Origin of the sequence: Sorangium sp. So ce363 (assembly GCF_051520435.1) — a bacterium.
Taxonomy (GTDB): domain Bacteria; phylum Myxococcota_A; class Polyangia; order Polyangiales; family Polyangiaceae; genus Sorangium; species Sorangium cellulosum_B.
The window spans coordinates 4,377,877-4,398,878 of sequence record NZ_CP150333.1 but is presented as its reverse complement, the minus strand read 5'-3'; the positions used below and the strand labels follow the sequence as shown (position 1 = coordinate 4,398,878).

Below are 21,002 nucleotides of genomic sequence, written 5' to 3'. Positions count from 1 at the left end.
ACGCCCGCGTCCCATGTCGCACGCGACGAGCGCAATATCGACTGCGGAGCCCGTTCGGGTCAGACGCTCACGGCCGCGAACGCGCCCCGGACGGCGAGGGCGGCGCGACATCGCCCGCGATCTCCATCCTGGGCAGAAGCGAGGCGTCGATCTCGGTTCTCTCTCCGCTCGCGAGCTGCTCGATCACGGCTGCTACGCGGGTGATGTCGTCGACGAGCAGCGGGATCGCCAGCCCGCCCATGCCATCCGGCGTGCCCGCGAGCCGAGCGCGCGCCTTGTCGAGCAGGCGCAACGCCCCCGGTGGGCTCTGCATCCTCGTGAGCTTGTGCAGGGCCGCAGCGACGAGGATGAGCCCCTGGAGAAACGTCTTCCTCACGGGGTCCGGCTCGTCTCGCCACCCGGACTCCCACAGCTCGTGCGCCTCGAAGAACCGCCCCGCGCGGTAGGCTTCCAGCCCGCGTTGGACGATCGCTTCGAGCGCTGCGTCGGTGGAGGAGCTCATGGCGGAGCGACAGCGGACAGCGGAGCGTACCACGCGCCCCGGACGCCTGCGATCCGGTGCTCCGGTGCTACGCTCGGCGCGTGCAGCGGTGGATCCTCGTCGCGGTGATTGCTGGGCTCCACCTCCTGGCGTTCGCGATCGGCATCCTCCTGCGCCGCCGCAGGCGACGGCGGCGCCTGCAGGCCGACGAGGCGCGCGCCATCGCCGCGCACGCTGACGCCGCGCGCGCCCGAGCCGCCCGCCCGCGCTGACCCCGCTCGCCCGCGCCGAGGCCACGCGCGCCCGCGCCAGCCTCCGCCCCTCAGCGCGCGAGCAGGCTGCGCAGCCGATCGAGCGCCGCCGCGTGCGCCCGCACCGAGAGCCGGCCGCCGACGTCGTCGTACTCCTCCGAGAGCACGCGCGCGTTCTCGTAGATCTCCCCGATGAGGCCCTGCTTCGCGTACGGCAAGAGCAGCTCGGCCTCCACCATCGACTGCTCGAAGAACGCGATGATCGCCTCCCGCAGCGCCGCCACGTCGTCCGGGATCTTCGCCGACAGCTGCGTCGCCTCGGGGAACTCGAGGCGCAGCGCATCCCGCTCCTCCTCGGAGAGCCGGTCCACCTTGTTCAGCAGGAGCCGGCTCGGCACCTCGCTGGCGCCGATCTCGGAGAGCACGCCGCGCGTCACCGCGAGCTGATCGCGGAACGTCGGATCCGACGCGTCGGCCACGTACAGCAGGAGCGACGCCTCGAGCGCCTCGTCCAGCGTCGAGCGGAAGCTCGCCACGAGATCGTGCGGCAGCTTCTTGATGAAGCCGACCGTGTCCGAGACGAGGATCCGCGGGCGCACCTCCGGGTGGAGCGCGCGCACCGTCGTGTCGAGCGTCGCGAAGAGCTTGTCGGCGACGAGCACCTCGCTGCCCGTCAGCGCCCGCATCAGCGACGACTTCCCCGCGTTCGTGTAGCCGACCAGCGCGACGCGGCGCTGCCCTTGCCGGAGCGCGCGGCGCGTCGACTGCTCGCGCTGGACCGCGGCGAGCTCCTCCTTCAGCTCCGCGATGCGATCGCGGATCTTGCGCCGATCGAGCTCGAGCGCGCTCTCGCCAGCGCCCTTGCCGCCGATCCCGCCGCGCTGCCGATCCCCGCCGCCGCCCGTCTCCCGGAGCCGCGGCGCGACGTAGTTGAGCCGCGCGATCTCGACCTCGAGCTTCGCCTCCCGGCTCCGCGCATGGCGGTGGAAGATCTCGATGATCACGCCCGCCCGGTCGAGCACCTGCGCGCCCGTCGCCCGCTCCAGGTTGCGCGCCTGGCTCGGCGAGATGTCGTGGTCGACCGCCACGACCGTCGCCAGGCGCGCCGCCTGCCCGGCGCCGCCCGCGCGCGGCTCCGTGCCGCCGTCGTCGCCCCCGTCGTCGCCGTCGTCTCCGCCGAGCACGACGTCGTCCTCGTCGCCTTCGCCGCTCTCTGCGGCCCGGCGCGCGCGCGCCTTGTTCTTCCGCTCCGGCGCGCCCGAGGGCACGACGCCGCTGCCGCCCGTGAGCTCGGCGAGCTCCCTGAGCTTGCCCTCCCCGAGCACCGCGGCCGCCGCGAGCGCGCCGCGCCGCTGCGACACGGTCGCGATCACGTCGAAGCCGAGCGTGTGCACGAGGCGGCCGAGCTCGGCCAGATCGGCGGCGTGCTCTACATCGTCGACGCCGGGGAGCTGCACCCCGACGAGCACAGCGAGGGGACGTTCTTGGTTGGTGGTGGTCATACGGTCGTGTGCGAGGGCGGGAGCTTCGCCTCATCCACCCCCGCGACGCAAGCCGCCGCGCGCTCGCCCGCCCCTCGCTGCGTCGCCTCGGACGAACCCGCCGGGCTCGCTCCGGTGAACCGCCGAGCTCGCCCCGACGCGGACCACGAGGGCGGGCAGGGACAGCCCGACGCCGGCGGCGGGCGTCGCCTTCCGAGCACGCCCGGGGCACGCGCGCCACATCCCGAGGCGCACGAGCGGCGTCACCTCGCTCGCGCCGCCTCGCCGTGCAGCCGCGCGCTCTCGATGGCCAGCGACGCGAAGCGCCCGAGCTCCGCGGCCACGCCCGTGTCGTCTTGCCGGAGCTCGCGCTCCACGGTCCAGAGGCTCAGCAGGCCGAGCTTGCGGCCGCGCGCCGCGAGCGGCACGAGGATCGCCGAGCGGGCGCCGAGCTCTCGCAGCGCCGAGAGGTGCTCCGGCCCGCGGGCGATCCGCTGCAGCCACGGATCGGTGACCAGCGGGATCAGCGTGGCCGCCCTGCGGGCCGTCGCCTCGGCCAGCGAGGCGGCGTCGCCGAGCAGCAGCGGAGGGTGCTTGAGAAGCCTCGGCAGGAGCGCCCGCGCCTCGGGCAGGCGCGCCGATGCGACGAGCCGCGGGGCGCCGCCGCCGTCGTCGAGATCGAGCGCGCAGAGGTCCGCGAAGCGCTCGCCGCCGAGGCGCACCACCTGCTCGATCGTCCCGTCGTGGTCGATCGACTCCGCCATCAGCGCGCTCGCGTCGATCAGGATCTGCCGCGCGCGCTCGGCCTTCCTGAGCTCGGTCACGTCCTCGACCGTCATCACGGCCGCGGTGATGCGCCCGTCGGCGTCACGCACGGGGGCCACGCTGAAGCTCCCGAGGCGGCGCTCTCCGTCCGCGCGGACGAACTCCATCTCGTCGCGGGAGACCGTCTCGCCGCCGTGCAGCGCCCGGTGGAGCAGCCAGCGCGCGCGCTGGTCGTCGTCGGTCTCGCTGAGCAGCGTCCGCAGCGGCGCGTTGCTCGGGGTCTCCTCGGGGCCGCGGACGATCTCCGCGAACCGCCGGTTGTTGAGCGCGACGGCGCCCGACGTCCCCTCCGCGACGACCACGCCGACCGGGAGCCGCTGGATCGTCGCCTCGAACCGGCCGCGCTCCGCGGCGAGCTGCTCGCGCAGCTGGGCCTGGGTCGCGAGCGCGGCCGCGCGCTCGGCCGCCTTCTTGAAGAGCAGCCGGTCCCCCTCGGAGAACTCCGCCACGCGGCGGGAGCTCACGACCGTGACGCCGACGAGGCGGCCCTCCGAGAGCATCGGCACGCCGTAGAGCGCGTGGAGCGCGTCGCTCGGGCGCTCGCTCTGCGCCCCCGACTCCGGCCCCGCCGCGCCGCCCCCGGCGTCGGTGGCCAGCGGATCCGGCGCCGCCGAGCGCAGCGCCACCGGGCGCCGCTCGCGGACCACGCGCCCGACGAAGCCCTCCGCCAGCCTGTAGGCGCGCAGGCCCCACAGCGCCTCGTCGACGCCGATGCCGGCGCGGATCCGCAGCACCTCGCCCTCGAGCAGCAGCATCACCGCCCAGTCGACCGACCGCGCCGACTCGACGAGCACCTCGACCAGCCGCCGCAGCAGCCGATCGATATGGACGTTGCCCATGCCCTCGGCCGAGACGCGATCGAGCGCGCCGAGGGCGCGCTCGCGGCGCGCGGCGCTCCGCGTCGCCGGATCGATGATCACCTGATCGAGCACCTCGTGCAGGATCGTCATCTCGACCCACGACGGCTGCGTGCCTGTCCGCTCGAGCATCCGGAGCACGCAGCGGCGCAGCACCGAGTACTGGGCGGCCACGTCCTCCAGCTCGAACCCGTCGCGGAGCTTGTCGAGCACGCGGAAGCCGAGCAGCGGCTCGGGGAACTCGACCGACACCGACTCGACGCCGCTCCACGCGTCCTGCTCCTGGTCGCCCGGCGGCGCAGCCGCGGCGGACACGGCCGCCTCGAGGCGCTCGGCGAGGCGCGCGAAGATGGAGGGCAGCTCCTCGCGCAGCGCGATGTAGCCGGGGGACTGCTCGCCCGGCGCGCGGCGACGCTCGGCGCGCTCCCACGCCTCCAGGATCTCCGCGCTGTGGGCGCGCAGGAAGACGGCGAGCGGCGATCTGGGAAGGTCTCTAGGGGCCATTCACGCGCTGGCCGGAGCCGCGGCACCCTCAGTCTACGCCAGCCCACGAGGACGTAGATCCAGAAACGAACCGGCGGCGGCTTGCCCGTCCGGCGCCCCAGCGGACGCCGCCGAGTCGCTCCGCCCTCTCCGTCCGTACCCTTCTGCCTGCGCCATGCGAGCGCCCTTCCATAAGCGGTTATGTTGCGCTCGCCTGCACGCCTGCGGCATCGCGCTCGCCTGCGTCGCCGCGCTAGCGTGCGCGCCTGCGCCGCCGCGCGCTCGCGAGGCCCGCCGCGAGCGCGAACCAGATCGCGCCGCTGGCGGGCGGCGCGGCGCCCTCGCCCCGCCCCGCGCCTGCCGCGCCGATCTTGCACCCGCACCCGTCCGGCGCCTCCGCTGGCGGCGGCTCGGATCCCCCGCCGCCGCTGCCGGTCGCTGCGGCGCCGTCGCACTGCTGCGAGCCGATGGTGAGCGCCGTCGCACCCCACAGCGGAGCGCAGGTCGAGGTCGCGCCGCTCTCCGGCGCGCACTCGATCGGCCCGCAGAGCCCGTCGAGGTGCAGCAGCGCGGAGAAGCTCTCGCCGTCGTCGACCGATCGGCCCACCGTGAAGCCGTCGGCGAACTCGTCGCCGCAGGCGAAGAGCGCCGCGGCGGTCCAGGTCAAGCACCGCGCGCCGACGTCCGAGATCTTCTCGAACTCGAGCGACGCGGCCGGCGCGCGCCAGATTCCGTCCTGGGGCCCGCCCACGATCACGGTCGCGCCGTCCGGCGAGAGCGCGAAACCGAGGAGATCGCCGGCGCTCTCGAAGGCGGTGGTGAAGCTGCGCCCTCCGTCCTTCGAGACGAGCAGCGCGTCGGTCGGATCGCCGTCGAGCCGCACGTAGACGGTGTCGGGGTCGACGGGATCGATCGCGCCCAGGAACGGCAGGCGCATGTCGTCGCTCCCCGGGATGTCGAGCCGCTCCCAGGTCGCGCCGCGATCGTCGGTGCGCTGGAGGGCCCCGGCGTAGTCGGGCGCGCCGTAGCGGCCGCTCACGTAGACGCGCGCGCGGTCCGAGGGGGCAGCGTCGACCGTGTGGGCGAGGAAGTCCTCCGGCAGATCGACGCCGGCCTTCGTCCAGCTGTCCGCGTTGTCGCTCGTCTCCCAGAGCTGGGTCAGGAACTGGCCCGCCCCGAGCCCCGCGCTGACGACGAGCACGGCACGGGAGGGGTCCTCGCGATCGGCCGAGAGGTCGATGACATAGCGGTTCATCAGATCGCCCTGGGCGAACGACCAGTCGCAGCCGCCGTTCTTCGACGCGCTGAGGCCGTCGAAGACCCCGGCGATGATCGTCCCGTCGGCGAGGAAGGCGAGCATCGGATCCTCGTTCCCGCCGAAGCCGACGACCGGCTCGCAGATCCAGCGCCACCGCTCGCCGCCGTCGTGCGTGGCGAGCAGGCCGTAGGTCGCGCGGACCATGAGGCGCGACGGATCGCTCGGGTGCGACGCGATCAAGCCTGCGGCCGGGAAGCGGCCGTTGGCCGAGGCCGGCGCGGAGAGCGCCGCGACCGAGAGCAGCGCCGCGACCGAGAGCAGCGCCGCCGCGCAGGACGAGAGGGGGCCACGCCGCCGCGCGCCTGGTCCGCTGCGGGGGTGACGCGTCGGCGCTGGGAGGGCTCGCACGGAGCGTTCTGTAGGGGCTCGCACGAGGGGTGAGCCTAGTGGACGTCGAACTCGAATGCCGCCTCGTCGATGAGGGACGACGTCAGGGCCCGGCATTGCACGTCCCAGAGGCCCCCCATCCCGAAGGGCACGTCGGCGACCTCGTACACGCCGGGCTCGATCTCCGTGCCATCGTGCGCGGACCCGTGCCCCATGCCCGTCATGCTGGCGTAGACGCGGAGCTTGATCCGCTGCGCCGGGCTCCGCGAGTCGGTCCAGGTGAGCCGCACGTGGAAGGTGTTGAAGCCTCGCTTGATCGGCTCGGTCGACTCCACCGCGAACTCGATGCGCCCGTTCACGCCGACGTCCAGCCGGTGGCCGGCGTCCGGCTCCACGTCCCGGGATCCGCAGCCCGCCGGCGAGAGGACGGCGAGCGCCGCGATGAGGGCGGCGCGGGCGCGCGCCCAGCGGCGCCTGGGAGGTGACTTCGGCGAAGGCTGTTCACGAGGTTCAATCACGTCTTCCCCACACGTAGCGGAGGCCTGCGGACAGGGCGGCGAACGCGCCCTCGTTGCGGCCGATCCCGGAGATCGGCACGTCCACCTGGAGGTTGCCGACGGCGGTCCAGCGCGCGCCGATGTCGTGGGCAAGCACGGCGAGCAGCGCCGTCCGCACGCGCTCCTTTCCCATGGGATTGCGGGGGCCCGGGCCAGGCTCATCCTCGCGCGGCGCGCCCTCGCGCTCGTGGAGCGCGCCCACGGTGAGCGAGGCGCCGGAGGGCCACGCGGGCCCCGCCGCGGCGAGGATCTGCACGCGGGGCGCGGACCGCGCCGCGTCGCCGTCGGGGAGACGGTAGCTGGTGCGGACGCTGGTCGAGGCGGAGAGCAGCGCGTGGAACGAGCCCCACGACTTCTCGAAGACCATCCCCGGCCGGATCTCGGCCACCCCGAGGCCGGTCGTGTCGGCGCCCGTGATGTCGACGCCCATCGCGCGCGCGCCGGTCGCGCCGCTCACGCCGGCGTCGAGCGGCGCCGTCCCGGTGCTCGGGCCGCGCCCGGTCGGGAGCGTCACGCCGAGCGTGAACGCGGCGGACGGGATCCACGGCGACGCCGCGCCATCGATGAGGTCGATCCTGGCTGCCGCGCCCAGGTCACCCGGCCCGCCGCCAGACGCCGTCACGCCGAGCCCCACCCCGCTCCAGGTGACCATCATCGGAACGGAGACGGCGAGCTGGAGGTGATCCCCGGCCCGCACCAGCCACCCGGCCTCGGCCCTCAGCTCGCGGTGGTAGACGCCCTCGCCGGACGCGTCGAAAACTCCGTCCACCGCCCACGTCCCGAGCTGCTCGGTGAGCCGGACGGAGAAGCTCGCCGCGGCGCGCTCCGAGGGAGCGAGCCACTGGGCCATGCCATGGCCCGCACCGCAGCAGGCCGACGCGCGCGCGGCCCTCGGGTGCACCGCGAGCGACAGCAGGAGCACCACACAGGCGACGGCTCTGGCCAGCACGGCCGCTCCTATAGGCGAGGCTCCTGCCCCGCGCCAATGCGACACGTTGTCGCGCGGAGGGCGCCTGATCTCGGTCGGGCCGCGCCTTCACGCGGTGCCCCGAGCCGTTTCCGTTCCGCGCGCAGCGCCTCGCGACCGCGCGCGGCGCTCGGCGACGGCGCGGCGCTCAGCTGGCGAGGGCCTGGCGGTAGACCTGGACGTAGCGGCGCGCGGGGCGGTCCCAGCCGAGGTCGAGGCGCATGATGCGGCGCTGGACCGCGGGCCAGCGCGGCGACGTGAGGGCCGCGAGGGCGCGCTGGACGCCGCCGAGCAGCGACGTGGCCGTCGGCTTGTCGAACAGGAACCCCGTGCCGGTCTCCAGGGCGGCGTCGATGTCGACGATCGTGTCGACGAGGCCTCCGGTCCTGCACGCCACCGGGGCAGCGCCGTAGCGTTGCGCGTACAGCTGCACGAGGCCGCACGGCTCGAAGCGCGACGGCACGACCACGAGGTCGGCCGCGGCCATGAGCCGGTGCACGACGGCCTCGCTCACCCCGCCGAGGAATTTCGCCCGCTCGGGCGCCTTGGCCGCGGCGGCGGAGAGCTTCTCCATGAGCTCGGCGTCGCCCTCGCCGGCCACGACGACGCTGACGTCGCCCTTCAGGATCTTCGGCATGGCGTTCGCGAGCAGGTCGCTGCCCTTCTGTGCGACCACCCTGCCGATGGACACGAGGAGCGGGCGATCCGGCCGGATCTCGAGCCCGAGCTCCTGGAGGAGCGCGCTCTTGCAGCGGCCCTTGTTGCTCACGTCCTCCGCGTCGTAGCGGGCGATGATGGCCGGATCGGTCATCGGGTTCCAGACGGCGTAGTCGATGCCGTTGACGATGCCGGACAGCTGGTTCGCCCGGGTGCGGAGCACGCCGTCGAGGCGCTCGCCTTGCTTCGGCGTGAGGATCTCGTTCGCGTAGGTGGTCGAGACGGTGGTGAGCGCGTCCGCGGCCAGGATGCCGCCCTTGAGGAAATTGAGCTGGCCGTAGAACTCGAGCCGCTCGGGCCGGAAGTGGTCGTCGTCGAGGCCGAGGTACGGGAGCGCGTCCTTCGGGAAGAGGCCCTGGTGCGCGGCGTTGTGGAGGGTCAGCACGGTCCGGCCAGGCGCGGACTGCTGGTGGCGGAGCAGGTACGGCACCATGGCCGTGGGCCAGTCGTGGGCGTGGACGATATCGAACGGCGAGCCCGACCGGGCGCGCTGGCGGACGAGCTCCACGACGGCGCGGGAGAACAGGGAGAAACGGCGCGCGTTGTCCTCGTAGTCGCGCCCCTCCTCGCCGTAGATGCCAGGCCGATCGTGGAAGCCTGGTACGTCGAGGACGACGAGCTCCACGCCCGTGCTGAGCCGCCCGTCGAAGAGCGTCACCTGGATCGGCCCGCCCGGCGACACCTTCGCATCGACCTCGAGCGGCATCGGGGTGAGGCGGCGCGCCATCATCAGCCCGCTCGAGTCGAGCGCCTGGTAGCGCGGCAGCGCGATCGTCACCTTGTGCCCGAGCAGCCGGAGCGCCTTCGAGAGCGACGACACGACGTCGGCCAGGCCACCGACCTTGACGATGGGCGCGATCTCGGACGCAGCGAAGAGGATGTCCATGCGGGCGCCGTGTGTAGCACGAACCGGGGCGCGTACAGCGCGGCTTCCGAACCCACAGCGGCGCTGAACGCTGGCCAGCGCCCGGGTGTCGCCGCAGGGGCAGCGCCACGCGCGCCGTTTTGGAGCAACTTTCCATCCGCGCCACATCCACTTCCAGGGCCCTACATGGCGAAGACGCCCCATCCGGGCCTGTGTATTATTTCTCCATGAGCAGTATCCTTAATTTTCCCAGGCTTTCCTTGCTCCTCGCCCTCCTCGTCACCGGCGTCGCCGTGAGCTGTGGCGGCAAGAACGACGGCGACGGTTCGTCCCAGGGCTCCGGCGGCATCGGCGGCAGCGGTGGCGCGGGCGGCAGCGGCGCCGGCTCCGGTTCGGGCTCTGGCTTCGGCGAAGGCGGCGCGGGGCTCGACTTCGCCGGCTCGCACAGCGCGAGCGGCACGGGCGGCAGCGGCGGCGCCTGCCAGCAGCTCGACATCACGTTCGAGCCGCAGACGCCGACCGTGATGATCGTCGTCGATCGCTCGGGCAGCATGTACGGCAGCGGCTTCTGGGATCCGCTCAAGACTGCGGTGCTCAGCGTCGTCGACGGGCTGCAGGACAGGGTGCGCTTCGGCTTCGTGACGTTCACCGGGATCGAGAACATGCAGTGCCCGCTGCTCGCCAGGGCCGACGGCATCGCCCTCAACCACCACGCCGCCATTTCCGCCGCCTACGACGAGGCCTCCACGGTGCCGCCCGGCAAGCTCGAGACGCCCACCGCCATGACGTTCAACGAGACGGTCGTCCCGGAGCTCCTCGCGTTCCCGGAGCCTGGCCCCAAGTACATCCTGTTCGTCACCGACGGCGAGCCCGATCGCTGCGACGACGTGGCGGCCGTGTGCGCGCGCGACGACGTCGTCGGCGCGGTGCAGGACGCCTACGAGCAGGGCATCGGCACGTTCGTCTTCGGCCTCGGATCGGGCGCGCTCGCGCAGCACCTGCAGGACGTGGCGAACGCCGGCGCGGGCCAGCCCGTCCAGCGGCCCCAGAGCGGCACGGACGAGGATTGCTTCGCCGGCGCAGGCACCTACGCCAACGCCGGCGGCACCGCCACGTACTACACGCCGGACCCCACCGACGCGTCCGCCCTGGAGGACGAGCTCAACGCGGCCATCGCCGGCGTCAAGAGCTGCACGTTCGACCTCCAGGGCTCGATCGAGGTCGACCTCCGCAACGCGTCGCTCGGCCAGGTGCTCCTCGACGGCACGCCCGTGCCCTACGACGCGCAGAACGGCTGGACCATGGAGAGCGCCACCCGGCTCACCCTCGTCGGCGACGCCTGCGAGCAGCTCAAGGACGCGCAGGAGATCTCGTTCGACTTCCCCTGCGAGATCCTCGTCCCTCAGTGAACATGCGCCGGCGCGCGCCAGCGCGCGCCGCCCCTTTTCCGCGCCACAGGCCGGCGCTTTTGCTAAAGGCGAAGGCCAGCTCGACCCATGACCAGGATCAGCGCGCGAGAGCTCGCCGGCACGAGCGGCCCCTTCGGCCGCGGCACGCCGGTGGTGCGCCCCGCGGAGGTGCCGGAGGGTTCGGTCGTCACCGTGCTGCGCGTGCCGCCGGAGTCGGCCGGCATGCGGCTCGACCGGTTCGTACAGACCCAGCTCAAGCGGACGAGCCGCACGCGCGCCGCCGAGATCGTCGCCCGCGGCGCCTACTCGCCCGAGGCGCGGCGCCTGCGCGGCAGCGATCGCGTCCGGCCGGAGCAGTGCATCCTCCTCTGGCGCGAGCCATGGGACGAGCAGGCGCCCGACACCCCGATCCCGGTCCTCCACGAGGACGACGCGCTGCTCGCCATCGACAAGCCGGCGGGCCTGCCGGTGCACCCCACGGCGCGGTACCACAAGAGCACCGTGATCAAGATGATGGAGGCCGCGCGCCCCGACGAGCGGCTGTTCCTGGCCCACCGGCTCGACCGGGAGACGAGCGGCGTGCTGCTGCTCTGCCGCACGCCCGAGGCCGACCGGACCGTGAAGGCGCAGTTCGAGGAGCGCACCGGCGTCGTCAAGCGCTACACCGCGATCGCCTGGGGCTGGCCCGAGCACGATACGTTCCGGGTCGAGCTGCCGCTCGAGCTCGACGACGCGAGCCGCTACAAGGTCAAGATGCGGGTCGCGCCGCCGGGCCGCGGCCTCGCGTCGGCCACCGCGTGCGAGGTGCTGGGCCGCCGCGCCGATCCCCTCACCGGCCGGCGCTACGCGCTCGTCCGCTGCACGCTCGAGACCGGCCGGCAGCACCAGATCCGGGTCCACCTCGCGGCGAGCGGCCTGCCGCTCGTCGGCGACAAGCTCTACGGCCCGGACGAGGGCATGTTCGCGCGCGGCGCCGACGGCGTGCTCACCGACGACGACCGCCGCGCGCTCGAGCTCGACCGTCACGCCCTCCACGCCGCGCTCCTGGAGCTCACGCACCCGATGACAGGCGAACGCGTGCGCATCGAGGCGCCGCTCTCGGACGATCTGCGCACCTTCTGGGACGCGCTCGACGCGTGATCCACGCGGAAGGCGGAGGATCCATCGCGGGGCCACCCCTCCGCTCGTGTGTGTGCGGGGTGACGCTTGCGGGACGCGATGACACCGGTGGGCGAGGCGGCGCCTGCGGCGCTCCATGGACGCTGCAGACCGGAGCCCCGCGCGAGCGCGCTCGAGCGCCTGCGGATCTTGTGCCGAAGTGCCGACTTACGTACGATGGCCGAGATGACGCGTGCGCGAGACGACCTCGAGGCGCTGCGGGATCCAGCGCTCCGGTCCACACCGCTCGAGGCCGAGAGCACCGCCCAGAGCACGACATCCGGGCCGGTGCCTGGTCCGGGAGAGACGATGCAGGACGCGGCGGCGCCCTCTCCAGGAGAGCCTGCCGGCGCCGGAGAGCCGCGGCAGGCGGGCCCGGAGCGGGCCGCAGCGGCCTCGTCGGCCGGCGCCGCGCCGCTGCAGGCCGACGCGCGGGCCCGGGGCGACGAGAGCCTGGATCGGGAGCGCTACGAGCGGTACGCGATGCCGGCGAGCGACCTGCCCGCGGCCAACGTGCAGGCCTTTCGCGGCGACGCGAGCGGGGTGCTCGCGATCGTCCGGCGCGCCGTGCAGTCCGTCACGCGCGATCCGGCGCGCCACCGGCGCCGGCTGCCGAAGTCCCGCTTCGACGCGATCCGCAGCTTGCCGGAGCTCGCGATGGCGCTCGACTACGCGGTGACGCGCATGCAGCCCGAGAGCGCGCCGCCGCCCGAGGTCGTCGAGAAGCTCGATCTGCTCTACGGCGTGCTGCGCCCGACGATCGCCACCGCCGAGGTGTACTTCCCGCGCAGCATCGTCCCCGAGACCTTCGGCATCGTCCGGCGCGCGCTCGTCGCCGGTGATCCAGCGAGCGCGACGGCCACCATCACCAACCTCATCCTGGACCGGTGGAGCCACGTGCAGAGCCGGATCCCGATCACGAGGGAGGAGCTGACGCAGCTGAACAGCACCGCGAAGTGGCTGCTCAGCAACACGCGCCCGCCGGAGCGGCTCGACTCGAGGGACATCCGCGATCGGCTGTGGTCGCTCCTGCGCGAGCGCTACGAGCAGCTGCGGGCGATCGCTCAGGAGGTCTCGGGCGACGACTCGCGGGAGTACGCGCCCGAGCGGCTCGCGGCCGATTGATCCGGCGCGCGGGGCCGCCCCGGCGCGGCGCGGAAGCCCGGCCAGGTCCGGATGGACATCCGGGGGGCGGGGCGGGTGTACCGCCCCGCAGGCCCGATCTACGCTGCCGACATGCAGGAGCTCCGCAAGACGACCTGTAACCGCGACTGCCCCGACGCCTGCAGCATCGTGGCCACCGTGGAGGACGGCCGCGTCGTGCGCCTCGGCGGCGACCCGGACCACCCGATCACGCGGGGCTTCCTCTGCTACCGCACGTCGCGCTTCCTGGAGACCCAGTACTCGCCCGAGCGGCTGACGACGCCGCTGCTCCGCAAGGGAGGCGAGCTCACGCCCGTCTCCTGGGAGGAAGCGCTCGACACCGCGGCCGAGCAGCTCCTCACGATCCGGCGCGAGTCCGGTCCGGCCGCGATCTTCCATTATCGGAGCGGCGGCTCGCTCGGGATGCTCACGGGGATCGCCGACGCGTTCTTCGCGCGGTTCGGGCCGGTCACGGTCAAGCGCGGCGACATCTGCTCCGGCGCGGGCGACGCCGCGCAGCTCGCCGATTTCGGGGAGGAGGACAGCCATGACCTCGCCGATCTGCGGAGCGCCCGGCACATCCTCCTCTGGGGCAAGAACGTCTTCACCTCGAGCCCTCACACGCTCCCGGTGCTGCGCGAGGCGAAGGCGCGCGGCGCGGAGCTCGTGCTCATCGATCCGGTGCACCACAGGACGGCGTCGCTCTGCGGGGCGTTCTACCAGCCGCGCCCCGGCGGCGACTTCGCGCTCGCGATGGCCGTCGCGCGCGTGCTCTTCGACGAGGGGTGGGCCGATCCGCGCGCCGCGGACTACTGCGATCACCTCGACGCTTTCCGCGCGCTCGCGCGCCGGAGCTCGGTCGCCGCGTGGTGCCGCGAGGCCGACGTGCCCGAGCGCGCGGCCCTGGACCTCGCGCGCCGCCTCGCCGAGAGGCCCACGGCGATCCTCGTGGGCTGGGGCATGGGCCGGCGCACCACGGGCGGTGCGATCGTGCGCGCCCTCGACGCGCTGGGGGCGGTGAGCGGGAACCTCGGCATCCCGGGCGGCGGCGTCTCGTTCTATTTCAAGCGGCGCCGCGCGTTCGACCTCTCGCCGTTCGAGGGCGAGCGCCCGGCGCCCCGCACCGTCTGCGAGCCCCTGCTCGGGCGCGAGGTGCTCGGGATGAGCGACCCGCCGATCCGGGCCGTCTGGGTGACCGCCGGCAACCCGGTCGCGATGCTGCCCGAGTCCGACACCGTCGCGGAGGCGCTCCGGACGCGTGAGTTCGTCGTCGTGGTCGACTCCTTCCTCACGGACACGGCGCGGGTCGCCCACCTCGTGCTGCCCACGACGACGCTCCTCGAGGCGGACGACGTGGTCGGCGCCTACGGCCACCATTACCTCGGCGTCGCCACGCCCGTGCTCCCGCCCCCGGCCGGGGTGAAGGCCGATCTCGAGATCATGCAGGCGCTCGCGCGGCGCGTGGGCCTCGGCGGCGTGCTCGACGGCAGCGCCCGCGACTGGAAGCGGCGGGTCACCGAGCCCAGGCTCGCGCCGCTCGGCGTCACGCTCGAGACGCTGGAGCGCGGGCCGGTGCGCAACCCGCTGGCGCCGAAGGTGCTGTTCGAGGACCGCAAGTTCCCGACCCCGAGCGGCCGGGTCAACCTCATCACCGAGGCGCCCGAGGAGCGCGTGGATCCCGACGCGAGCGAATTCCCGCTGCTGCTCATGGCGCTCTCCACCGAGAAGTCCCAGTCGTCTCAGTGGGCGCGACCCCAGCACGGTCCGGCCGTCGTCACGGTCCACCCGGACGCGGCCGGCGGCGTGCCCGACGGCGGCGCCTGCCGGATCACGTCGCGCGTCGGCTCCATGACGGCGCTGCTCCGCCACGATCCTGCCCAGCGCCGCGACGTCGCGCTCCTCCCGAAAGGAGGCCACCTCCGGGACGGCCGCTGCGCCAACGCGCTGATCACCGCGCGCACCACCGACATCGGCGAGGGCGGCGCGCTCTACGAGGAGCGGGTGCGCGTCGAGCCCATCGACCCGCCGGCGCCCCTGCCCTAGCGCGCGGCGCGCGGTCGCGCGGTCGCGACGAGGCGCGGGCTCCGGTAGGGCCACGCCGTACCCGCGAGATCTGCTGGCCCGCTCAGCCGGCGGTCTCTTACGCTCGCGCGATGGCGAGAGAGCTGCCTGCAAGGTTCGGGATCACACCGCACGCGGCGCGCCGCATGGCGAACCGGCAGATCGCGCTCGGCGGGGTGATGGCGGTGCTCGGCGCGGGAGTGAGCGCGACGGGGCTCGGCAGCGCCGCGGCCGGGCTGCCGTTCGGGATAGCCGGCGCGCTCATCATAGCGATCGGGCTCCGCACCCGCTCGATGAGCGTCGCCGTGCAGGTCGTCAACAAGGCGTACAACCTCGCGGCTTCCGGCCAGCGCGAGGACGCCGCCGAGCTGCTCGACTACGCGGAAGAGACGTGCCGCTCGCGCTACGTCCTGCGCGTCATCGACGTCCAGCGCGCGCTCGCTGCCATGCAGCGCGGCGATCTCGCGGGCGCGCTCGTCCGCGCCGACGCTGCGGTGACCCGCCGCACCGACCCGCTCGCCTTTCACCTGGAGCACGCGACGATCGCCGCGGCGCGCTCACTGAGGGCCCTGCTCCGCGCCTCGACGGGCGATCGCGACGGCGCCGCGGCGGACATCGAGATCGTGCGCGCGAGCGCCCTCGCGTCGCCCGAGGTGCTCGCCCGCGCGGAGCTCGCGGCCGCGGTGCTCCTGGAGCGCTCGGGCGACAGGGAGGCGCTGCGGGCGCACCTGCTCCGCGAACGCAGCCTCCTCGTCGAGCACACGCGCCCGCGCGAGCGCGCCCTCGTCCGGGCGTACCAGCGCATGCTGAAGGCGAAGGCGAGCTCGGTCTACCGCACCGGCGCGAAGCGGGAGCCGGCGGCCGGAGGCGAGCTCTCGGCGGCGGACTGGGCGGCGCGCATCTCGCCCGAGGCGGCGCCGTTCATGCGCGCCCCCGCGCTGGCAGCGGGCGGGGTGGAGGAGCTGTCGCGCGCGGAGGTGGACCGCGCCGACGCCTCCGCGCGCGCCGCCGCGGAGGGGCGCGCCGGGAGCAACCGCCAGCCGGTGGCGAAGGCGGCACGCCGCATTTTGCTTCTGTGGTTGGCCCTGGTGATGGTGTTCCTGGGGGTGTGGCAGCTCTTGAACTCCGATCAGGCGCCGCGGGTGGCACCCGAGGTCGAGCGTCTGCCAGCGGAGCCGATCTTCGGACCGCTCGCGATCGTCCTGGCGTTTCCGATCTTCTTCATCGTGATGCTCGTCGGTGCGGTGCTGGTGAACGCGGTGCGCACGCGCAAGCTCTCGCAGCGCTTCGTGGCCGCCCAGGTCGCGATCGCGAAGGGCGAGGCGCAGCGCGGGAAGGCTGAGCTCGAGGCCCTCACGCGGACCAAAGCGCCCGCGGCCGCGGCGCAGGCGTACCTCGCGCTCGCCGAGCTGTCGGACCGGCAAGGGGAGCTGCTCGCGGCGCTCGCGGCGTGCGAGGCGGGGCTCGCGCGGCTGAACACTGACGCGGCGCGCGCGATGGCGGCGGACATCCTGCTGCCTGCGCTCCTAGCCGAGCGCGCGTTCGTGTTCGCGGCGATGGGCCGGAGCGCCGACGCGCGCGCCGAGATGGCGCTGCTCGCCGAGCGGTATGCGTCGTACCCGTTCCTGGAGAGGGCCAGGCTGCGGGTGGCGCTGGCCCTGCGGACACGGGAGGGCGACATCGCCGGGGCGGCGCGCCTCACCGAGCGGGACGCGGACCTGCCGCTCAACGCGCGCGACGAGCTGCTCGCCGACGTGTGCCGCGCGGCGGCGAGCCCGGGCACCGCGGGCGCTGGCGAGGTGGAGCGGCTCCGCGAGGAGCTGCGGCTCGACGCCGCGAGCCGGCGCTGGCTCTCGGCGATCGCGCCGGCGGCGCTCGCGGCGTTCGAGCGCCTGAGGGAGCAAGGCGACGCCGAGGCGCTCGCCGGGGCCGAGGCCCTCGCGGAGACCGAGGCGCTCGCGGAGGCCGAGGCCCTCGCGGAGCACGCCGGGGTGCGCCCGCGGGACGCCGGGGCGGCGTGAGCGCCGCGGCGCCGCGGCGTGGGAGCGGCCTCAGGCGCAGCTGCGGGCGCAGATCCTCGCGCCGGACGAGCGCGGCGCCCGATCGATCATCCGCGGCGCGCGCGTCGCCGCTCAGTCTTCTCGAGCAGGCGCCCGCATCGGCTCCCTCGGCCTGGTCCGCTCGGGGGGCGCGGCGGCCGAGCCCTCCACGGCGTCGCCGATTTCGCGCGCCACGTCCTCCACGGTGCGCAGGCTGATCCTCCCGGCGAGCACCAGGGTCGCGCCGATCTCGCTGCAGTCGATGGGATCCAGCCGCACCGGCGACGCGAACGCGTTGACGGCCGCCATCTGCCCGGCGGCGTAATCGAGGCGCGCGCCGAACACGAGATCGCCGTACCGGGTATAGGAGATTAACCCGAGCGACGCGTGGGCGCCGCTCATCCGCTCGAAGAAGAGCTTCGACTCGGCGGACATGGGGCCTCGCAGGCTCGACAGCGCGTTGAAATCGGAGGCGACGCCGCCCACGAGGCTGAGGTCGCGCGTGAGGAACACCTCGGCGCCGAGCCCGACGTTGACGATGGGCGCCGCCGCCTCGACGATGTCGAGGCGGCCCCGCGCCCGGCTCGTCACCGCGCCCCCGGCGATCGCGATCTCCTCACGATCGGCGGCGATCCGCGCGAACTCGCGCTGGCCCATGTAGAAGAAGCCGTCGAGCTCCAGCCGCAGCCTGCTCCACTCCGCGCTCGCGCCGACCGCGACGCGGGCTGGAGAGGGGGCCACGAACTCCCCTTCACCGGCCCAGTAGCGCGCCGCCGCCGTCCCGTCGGCGCGCGTGTCGACGTAGCTCGCGTCCAGGGAGTCGACGGCATGAACGCTGGGCGTCCGCAGGCTGATCCCGGCCGAGAACACCCGGTTCAGCCGGTACGTGACGCCGATGTGCGCGAGAAGGTCCCATGAATCGCCCGAGAGCGCGGCCTGGTAGGTCGCGCTGCTCGCCGAGCCCGCGCTGGTGTCCTCCACGAGGCTGGCGACGCCGAGCGAGCTCGTGTAGCGGGTGCGCACGAGCGAGAGCGAGGCGCCCACGGCGAGGCGCGAGGTGGCGCTGTAGCTCCACGAAGGACCGGCGCTGAAGCGACCCCACGCGTAGCGGAGCGTCTGCGCCTGGCTCACGCGCCGCGAGGCGGACTCCCCCGAGAATCGCAGCGCGTCGAACCCGAACTCGTTCTCCTCCGTCTTGCCGAGGCAGGCGGCGACGACCTGTCGGCCGACCGGCATCCGCGTCGAATCCGCGCCTCGTGCGCCGCTCTTCCAGTTGAAGAAATAGCATGTCGCGTCGGGGAGGCTGTCCAGCCCATGATCGCTCACCGACGTGCGATCGAGCCGGAGATCGCCGTACAGGCCGGGGTCGACCGGACCTGGCTGGTGCCACCGTTGCAGTGTGCGGTGCGCGTAGCGGAAGAACGCCGACGAGAACGCGATGTTCCGGTCCTCGATTCGGACGATCGTGGCCGGGTTCAGGAAGGGCGCGGCGCCGTCGACGCCCAGCACGACCCCCGTGCCCCCCAGGAGCGCCGATCGCCCGCCGAGGAGCGCGGATTCGTACCTTCCCTGCGCGCGCGCCGCGTCTCCGCCGAGCGTCCCGAGCAGCGCGCTGGCGAGGCCGAGCAGCGCTCGGCGCGCTCCGGAGCTGCGAACCAGGGCGCGCGGGCTCGGCATGGCAGGCGCCAGCATGGATCACGGCGCCGTCGCCGCAATGGCGGCAGCGCCCGCCCGCCCACGGCCCCCTCCCGAGGCGACGTGCTCCTGCCCGATCCTCGCCCGCCGCGCCGCGTGTCCCTGCGACGCCGCCCCGCGGTCTCTCTTGAGTCGCCGTTGGAGGGGGCGAGAAGTAAACTGCAAGGGATGTCTGATCCGCTTCGCAGAGATGGGTCCGCCATGCCCGTGCCGCCCCTCGCCCCGCTGAAGGTCGTTGATCTCGAGGACGAGCGGCTAAAACGCTTGAACGCCCTCGGGCATTTTCTGGACAACTCCATCCGTATCCCTGGAGTCGGCTACCGGGTCGGCTACGACGCCGTGATCGGGTTGATCCCTGGGGTCGGCGATCTCATCGGTTTCGCGCTCTCGATTTACATCGTGCTCGCGGCGACGCGTTACCGTCTCCCCGCCTCCGCGGTGCTGCGCATGGTGCTCAACGTGGGCCTCGAGACGCTGCTCGGCACGGTCCCTCTCGTCGGCGATCTCTTCGATGCGACCTACAAGGCGAACGCGCGCAACCTCGACCTGCTGCGCGCCCACCTCGCAGCGCGAACGCAGGGCGGCGCGCCGCCCTCCAATCTTCGTTTCTACGCCGGCCTTTTCCTGGCGCTGGCAGGCATCCTCGCCCTGGCAGCTCTCATGCTCTTCTCGCTGACAAGAGCGCTACAGACCCTCTTCGGCTCCTGACGCCCCCTCTCCTCACTTCTCTGCGACGGACGCCCCCCTCTCCTCACTTCTCCGCAACGGACGCCACCCGAGTCCTTCTCCGCAACGGACGCCACCCGAGCGGGGTGCACCCGCACAGGAGACGGGCCCAGATCGGCGTTTTCGGCGCGCAGGCGTACTCTTGTACGCCGAGCACCGAAAACGTCGAGGTGGGCCCGTATCCGAAGCGGGTGCGCCCCGCTCAGTCGCGGGAGCTGATGAAGAGGCGGAGCACGTGCCAGAACAGCATGGCGACCGACGCGAAGAGCTCGAGCGCGGCGCCGACGTACCGGTCCTCGGGGAAGTGGTGCAGGATGTTCGACGTGTCGTACAGGATGGCGGCCCCAGCGAACGCGACCATGGCGACGCTGAAGAAGGTGCCGAGCTGGAAGCCGAACAGCGCGCCTGCCGCGATGAGGACGAGCGCGCAGATGGCGCCCCAGCGCAGGAGAGCCCCAAGGAACGAGAAATCCTTGCGGGTCACGAACGCAATCGCGGTGAGCCCGGCGAAGCCGGCCATCGTGGCGAGCCCAGCGCTCTGGATCGCGCCAGGAGCGACCATGTCCGCGATGTAGAGCAGCGGCACGAAGACGATCGCCTGGGCGAGCACGAAGCCGCCGAGCGCGGCGTACTGCGCCGGCTTCGATACCGACGTGTGCGCCGCGCGGCTGGCCAGCCAGCTCACGAGCATGAACGCCCCGAGAACCAGCAGCCAGCTCGTGCCCATCATCGCCCTGGCGATGACCGAGGCGACGCCGGTCTTGAACAGCGCGACCTCGATCGCAGCGAAGAGTACGATCGCACCGAACAGGTGGTTGTACGTTCGCACGATGAAGCGCTCGCGCGACTCGGCACCGGCGCGGAGCACCGACGAGCGGGTCCCGTATCCTACGTAGTTCTGGTCCATGTTCCCTCTCTGGTAGGCCTCGACTCTAGCACGTCAAGCACGCCGCATGCCCGCGGCGAGGCGGCCGGGGGACGAGGCGCAGCGCCACGACGCCGCGAGCGCCGGCGCCTGTGCAGGGGCCCTCCGCCGCTCGCCGGCTCTCGGGAAAGCCGGCCGGTCCGCGGGTCCCCCACGGCACCGCTCAGGGCCCCCCGGAGCCCGCGGCGCCCGCCGCACGATGATGGAAATGCGGACGTCGCGCCCCGCGCCCTGTCGAAGTCTCCTGGAAGAAGGGATTAAATCCCCTTCGGGATCTTGTCGAGGTCCACCTGGGAGAGCGCATGCCGGATCAGCGCGCTCCTGTTGGCCTTGGTCATCCCGCGCGCCTTGAGCGAGCTGACCATCTCGTCCAGCCGCTCGAGATCCTCGGTGTACATCGAGATACAGATGACCTTGTAGTGCTGCGGTCTCTCCGGCGCCGGCGCAGCACCCGGCTCGGATGCGGCGCCGCTCGTCCGGGCCTTCGCGCGCACGCGAGGCGCTTCCGCGGACGTATAGAACGCCCCGGACAAAACACCTTCCACTTCGTCGCGATCGAGCAGCGCCCGCGCGGCGCCCCCGAGATCGCCTTCGCTTTTCATTGCTTCCTCCAGCTCCCCTGCCCGGTCGAGGCTCCGCGACTGCGGGCCCTTCATTCAGCGAACTCCCGCATCCGCGGGTCCCTTCATCCAGCGGGACTCCGCGTCCGCGGGTCCC

Annotated in this window: 17 protein-coding genes; 7 read left to right on the top strand and 10 right to left on the bottom strand. The window is 73.3% G+C overall.

The window, feature by feature from the left end:
- Positions 1-67: 67 nt before the first annotated feature.
- Positions 68-502, bottom strand: coding sequence for a DUF309 domain-containing protein (locus WMF12_RS16755; protein WP_437872529.1), 435 nt, complete (start codon positions 500-502; stop codon positions 68-70).
- A gap of 80 nt (positions 503-582) precedes the next feature.
- Between WMF12_RS16755 and WMF12_RS16750 the strand changes: the two genes are divergently transcribed.
- Complete coding sequence (locus WMF12_RS16750; protein WP_437718119.1) at positions 583-753, top strand: hypothetical protein; 171 nt, start codon at positions 583-585, stop codon at positions 751-753.
- Between the two features lie 50 nt (positions 754-803).
- On the opposite strand, the gene hflX is transcribed toward WMF12_RS16750, so the two are convergent.
- The 6 genes from hflX to glgA all read right to left on the bottom strand — a co-directional run bounded on the left by hflX (position 804) and on the right by glgA (position 9,150).
- A complete protein-coding gene (gene hflX, locus WMF12_RS16745; protein ID WP_437872528.1) occupies positions 804-2,234 on the bottom strand; it encodes a GTPase HflX in 1,431 nt (476 codons plus the stop codon).
- Between the two features lie 242 nt (positions 2,235-2,476).
- Positions 2,477-4,399, bottom strand: a complete 1,923-nt coding sequence (locus WMF12_RS16740) for a GAF domain-containing protein (RefSeq protein ID WP_437872527.1) — start codon at positions 4,397-4,399, stop codon at positions 2,477-2,479.
- Between the two features lie 232 nt (positions 4,400-4,631).
- Complete coding sequence (locus WMF12_RS16735; protein ID WP_437872525.1) at positions 4,632-6,044, bottom strand: WD40/YVTN/BNR-like repeat-containing protein; 1,413 nt, start codon at positions 6,042-6,044, stop codon at positions 4,632-4,634.
- Positions 6,045-6,079: 35 nt separating this feature from the next.
- The gene (locus tag WMF12_RS16730; RefSeq protein WP_437872523.1) at positions 6,080-6,541 is read right to left on the bottom strand and encodes a FixH family protein; all 462 of its coding nucleotides are present in this window, start codon (positions 6,539-6,541) and stop codon (positions 6,080-6,082) included.
- Positions 6,534-7,529 carry a hypothetical protein gene (locus tag WMF12_RS16725; RefSeq protein ID WP_437872521.1) on the bottom strand — a complete coding sequence of 332 codons (996 nt, stop codon included), beginning with the start codon at positions 7,527-7,529 and terminating at the stop codon, positions 6,534-6,536. The genes WMF12_RS16730 and WMF12_RS16725 overlap by 8 nt, the downstream gene beginning before the upstream one ends.
- A 166-nt stretch (positions 7,530-7,695) precedes the next feature.
- Entirely contained in the window at positions 7,696-9,150 is a 1,455-nt protein-coding gene (gene glgA, locus WMF12_RS16720) for a glycogen synthase GlgA (RefSeq protein WP_437872520.1), read from the bottom strand.
- A 206-nt stretch (positions 9,151-9,356) separates the two neighbouring features.
- Between glgA and WMF12_RS16715 the strand changes: the two genes are divergently transcribed.
- The 5 genes from WMF12_RS16715 (at position 9,357) to WMF12_RS16695 (ending at position 16,921) form a co-directional block, all read left to right on the top strand.
- Positions 9,357-10,538, top strand: coding sequence for a vWA domain-containing protein (locus tag WMF12_RS16715; RefSeq protein ID WP_437872519.1), 1,182 nt, complete (start codon positions 9,357-9,359; stop codon positions 10,536-10,538).
- 87 nt (positions 10,539-10,625) lie between these two features.
- On the top strand, positions 10,626-11,678 hold the full coding sequence (locus WMF12_RS16710) for an RluA family pseudouridine synthase (RefSeq protein WP_437872518.1): 1,053 nt from the start codon (positions 10,626-10,628) through the stop codon (positions 11,676-11,678).
- 204 nt (positions 11,679-11,882) lie between these two features.
- The gene (locus WMF12_RS16705; protein ID WP_437872517.1) at positions 11,883-12,821 is read left to right on the top strand and encodes a hypothetical protein; all 939 of its coding nucleotides are present in this window, start codon (positions 11,883-11,885) and stop codon (positions 12,819-12,821) included.
- A gap of 111 nt (positions 12,822-12,932) precedes the next feature.
- A complete protein-coding gene (locus tag WMF12_RS16700; RefSeq protein ID WP_437872516.1) occupies positions 12,933-14,882 on the top strand; it encodes a molybdopterin-dependent oxidoreductase in 1,950 nt (649 codons plus the stop codon).
- Between the two features lie 110 nt (positions 14,883-14,992).
- Positions 14,993-16,921, top strand: coding sequence for a hypothetical protein (locus WMF12_RS16695; protein ID WP_437872515.1), 1,929 nt, complete (start codon positions 14,993-14,995; stop codon positions 16,919-16,921).
- A 111-nt stretch (positions 16,922-17,032) separates the two neighbouring features.
- On the opposite strand, the gene WMF12_RS16690 is transcribed toward WMF12_RS16695, so the two are convergent.
- The gene (locus WMF12_RS16690) at positions 17,033-18,616 is read right to left on the bottom strand and encodes a hypothetical protein (protein WP_437872514.1); all 1,584 of its coding nucleotides are present in this window, start codon (positions 18,614-18,616) and stop codon (positions 17,033-17,035) included.
- 219 nt (positions 18,617-18,835) lie between these two features.
- On the opposite strand from WMF12_RS16690, the gene WMF12_RS16685 reads away from it, so the two are divergent.
- A complete protein-coding gene (locus tag WMF12_RS16685) occupies positions 18,836-19,342 on the top strand; it encodes a DUF4112 domain-containing protein (RefSeq protein ID WP_437873861.1) in 507 nt (168 codons plus the stop codon).
- Between the two features lie 220 nt (positions 19,343-19,562).
- Here the strand turns inward: WMF12_RS16685 and WMF12_RS16680 are convergent, their stop codons facing one another.
- Positions 19,563-20,267: a Bax inhibitor-1/YccA family protein gene (locus tag WMF12_RS16680; RefSeq protein ID WP_437872513.1), complete on the bottom strand. Its 705-nt coding sequence runs from the start codon at positions 20,265-20,267 to the stop codon at positions 19,563-19,565.
- A gap of 275 nt (positions 20,268-20,542) precedes the next feature.
- Complete coding sequence (locus WMF12_RS16675) at positions 20,543-20,887, bottom strand: hypothetical protein (RefSeq protein WP_437746632.1); 345 nt, start codon at positions 20,885-20,887, stop codon at positions 20,543-20,545.
- Positions 20,888-21,002 lie beyond the last annotated feature (115 nt).